This window comes from Photobacterium sp. OFAV2-7, assembly GCF_022347985.1.
Taxonomy (GTDB): domain Bacteria; phylum Pseudomonadota; class Gammaproteobacteria; order Enterobacterales; family Vibrionaceae; genus Photobacterium.
This window is the reverse complement of the sequence record NZ_JAKRFQ010000687.1, coordinates 1-2889: the sequence shown is the minus strand read 5'-3', so window position 1 is coordinate 2889 and position 2889 is coordinate 1. Positions and strand designations below refer to the sequence as shown.

The window sequence follows — 2889 nt, the reverse complement described above, 5'->3', positions numbered from 1 at the left end:
GCAACATGGCCTGATGAAAGAGCGTGAATTGTTTGTTCAGTTGTTTGATACCGAAGATCAAGCTGAAGGTGTGAAGGCGTTTTTGGACAAGCGTCCACCCCAATGGAAGAACAAGTAATCAAAATAATGAGGTAGACAATGGTTGGCAAAGTGAACTGCAGTGAGCTTGATTGTGTTGATGGGAACAAGATTGGGGTAGTGGAACTAGACAACCCAGCCTCGCTCAATGCGCTGACACTGGATATGCTCAGGCAACTGAAAGCAAAGCTGGAAGTATGGGAGAGCGATGAACGTATCGTGTGCGTCTTTCTGCATGGTGTTGGTGAGAAGGCGTTTTGCGCAGGAGGTGATGTCCGCACCATGTATAACATGATGCGTGCTGCGTCAGAGAGAGAAGATCAGGCCGAAATGACAAAGCAATTTCTGACAGAGTACTTTACGGTTGAATACGGCTGCGATTACTTAATTCATCGCTACAGCAAGCCGGTGATAGTGTGGGGGGAAGGAATAATAATGGGGGGCGGGATGGGCCTCTATATGGGTGCCAGCCATAGAGTCACGACGCCCACCTCCAGGTTGGCCATGCCAGAGATAAGTATCGGGCTATATCCGGATGTTGGCGGAACCTGGTTTCTGAACAAACTTCCTGACGGTATTGGTATGTTTCTTGGGCTTACCGGCGCCCAAATCAACGCTACTGATGCGCTTGAATTAGGGATGTCGGAGCATATGTTAATACCCGAACAGAAGCAGTCAGTGCTTGAGAAGTTACAGGGTAGCAATTGGGTCAAAGGTAACAAAGATGCAGATGGTGATTTGACGTTCAACAAGGAGTTGGTCACAGAGATGTTGACTGGCTTTGCTGATACCGCAGACCCACATCGTCCGGTTAGTTATATCCGTCCATATTTTTCTCAGATTCAGCTCGCCTGTAAGGCGGACGATTTGGCTGGTATATCCCGCCAGATCATGTCGATTGAAGGAGATAGTCGCTGGCTGGAAAGAGCAAAAAGAACGCTTGAGGAAGGCAGCCCAATTACGGCCAATATTTGCTTTCGCCAGTTGACTCAATATCACCACTTGTCGTTGGAAGAGTGTTTCCGACTTGAATTAAGTTTATCTGTGCATTGCGGTTTACTTGGTGAGTTTGAAGAGGGAGTCAGGGCAAGATTGATAGATAAATGTGGTCAACCAGGTTGGCTATATACAACTTTGAGTGAAGTCGACCAAAGTGTCATTGACTCCTTGTTTACCCCGCTTTGGGATGAATCCGAGAATCCTCTGGCCACATTAGGTCAATCATTAACAATGAACTAACCAACATTATCTCTATTACGTAGGAGGTTTATCATGAGCACCATCGCGTTTATCGGGTTGGGTAACATGGGCAACCCAATGGCTCAAAATCTATTGAAAGCTGGCTGTACCGTAAGAGTTTATGATTTGAATACCGAGGCAGCACAAAAGCTTGAAAGCCACGGTGCCTTTGTTGCCTCGTCTCCTGAAGAGGTGGTAAAGGGAGTAGACATTGTTATTACGATGCTTCCTGCCGGTGAACATGTTAGGGCTGTTTATCTTGGCGATCATCATGGAGGTGTCGGTCTGCTCAACCTTGTTGATGATGATACTTTCCTGATTGACTCTTCGACAATTGATCCGGAGTCGGCTCGTATCGTGGCCACAGAGGCTGAAAAGAAGGGATTAGAGTTTGTTGATGCCCCTGTTTCCGGTGGTGTCGCCGGAGCACAAGCTGCAACACTGACGTTTATTGTTGGCGGTACTGACAGCGGATTTGAGAAAGCGCAAGAGACTCTTAAACATGTCGGAAAGAACATCTTCCATGCGGGTAAGGCTGGTGACGGACAAATGGCCAAAATATGCAATAACCTGATGTTAGGTATTTTGATGTCGGGGACGTGTGAGGCATTAAGCCTGGGCATTGATAACGGCCTCGACCCCAAAGTCCTTTCAGATATCATGCTGCAGAGTTCTGGGCGTAATTGGGCTCTGGAGCTGTATAACCCGTGCCCTGGTGTGATGGATAAAGCGCCTGCTAGCAACGCTTACCAGCCGGGGTTTATGAGTAAGTTAATGCTCAAAGATCTTGGTTTAGGGATGGATGCCGCCCTTCATAGCCAGTCGGCCATTCCGATGGGGGCTTTGGCCAGAAACCTTTATGCACTTCATAACGCAAAAGGCAATGAGTTACTGGATTTCTCCAGCATGTTCGAGTTCTACCGTGACAAGAAAAGCAACAATTGAGCCTAAATTCTATTCAGGGGAGGCAGACATATGGATTTGAAGCAGAGTGTCATTGCAATTACAGGGGCCGGGCAGGGGCTAGGCCAAATGATGGCAGTTACTTTGGCCCAGGCTGGTGCTGAGCTGGCTCTTATTGATGTCAATGAAGATGGCTTGAAGCAAACTAAGTCGCAGTGCCAGATGCTCAGTACCAAAGCGTTGATATATATAGCCGATGTAACCTGCGAGAAGGATGTTGAAGACGTTTTCTCGAGTGTGATTGATGATTTTGGTCAGTTAAACGGGCTGGTAAACAACGCCGGGGTATTACGCGATGGCTTACTGGTTAAGCAAAAAGAAGGTGAGATCAGCAAGATGTCACTGGAGCAATTCAAGACTGTGATGGATGTGAATGTGACCGGGACTTTCTTGTGTGGTCGAGAGGCTGCCTTACAGATGGTTGCTTCCGAAAGCCAAGGAGCAATCATTAACATCTCCAGTGTTTCCCGAGCCGGTAATATCGGTCAGACCAATTATTCGGCCTCAAAAGCCGCCGTCGCCACCATGGCAGTGTGCTGGGCGAAAGAGCTTGGAAGGTATGGTATTCGTGCAGCAGCAGTTGCTCCCGGGATTGTGCAGACAGCGATG

Annotated in this window: 3 protein-coding genes and 1 pseudogene; all 4 read left to right on the top strand. The window is 48.0% G+C overall.

Annotated features, from left to right (window positions below; genetic code table 11):
- A pseudogene (locus tag MHN01_RS23080) lies at window positions 1-118 on the top strand (enoyl-CoA hydratase); the annotation flags it as partial.
- 20 nt (window positions 119-138) lie between these two features.
- Entirely contained in the window at window positions 139-1317 is a 1179-nt protein-coding gene (locus MHN01_RS23075) for an enoyl-CoA hydratase/isomerase family protein (protein WP_239413690.1), read from the top strand.
- Between the two features lie 33 nt (window positions 1318-1350).
- The gene (gene mmsB / locus MHN01_RS23070) at window positions 1351-2262 is read left to right on the top strand and encodes a 3-hydroxyisobutyrate dehydrogenase (RefSeq protein ID WP_239413689.1); all 912 of its coding nucleotides are present in this window, start codon (window positions 1351-1353) and stop codon (window positions 2260-2262) included.
- A 30-nt stretch (window positions 2263-2292) separates the two neighbouring features.
- On the top strand, window positions 2293-2889 hold a 597-nt coding region (locus tag MHN01_RS23065; protein WP_239413688.1), incomplete at its 3' end, for an SDR family NAD(P)-dependent oxidoreductase.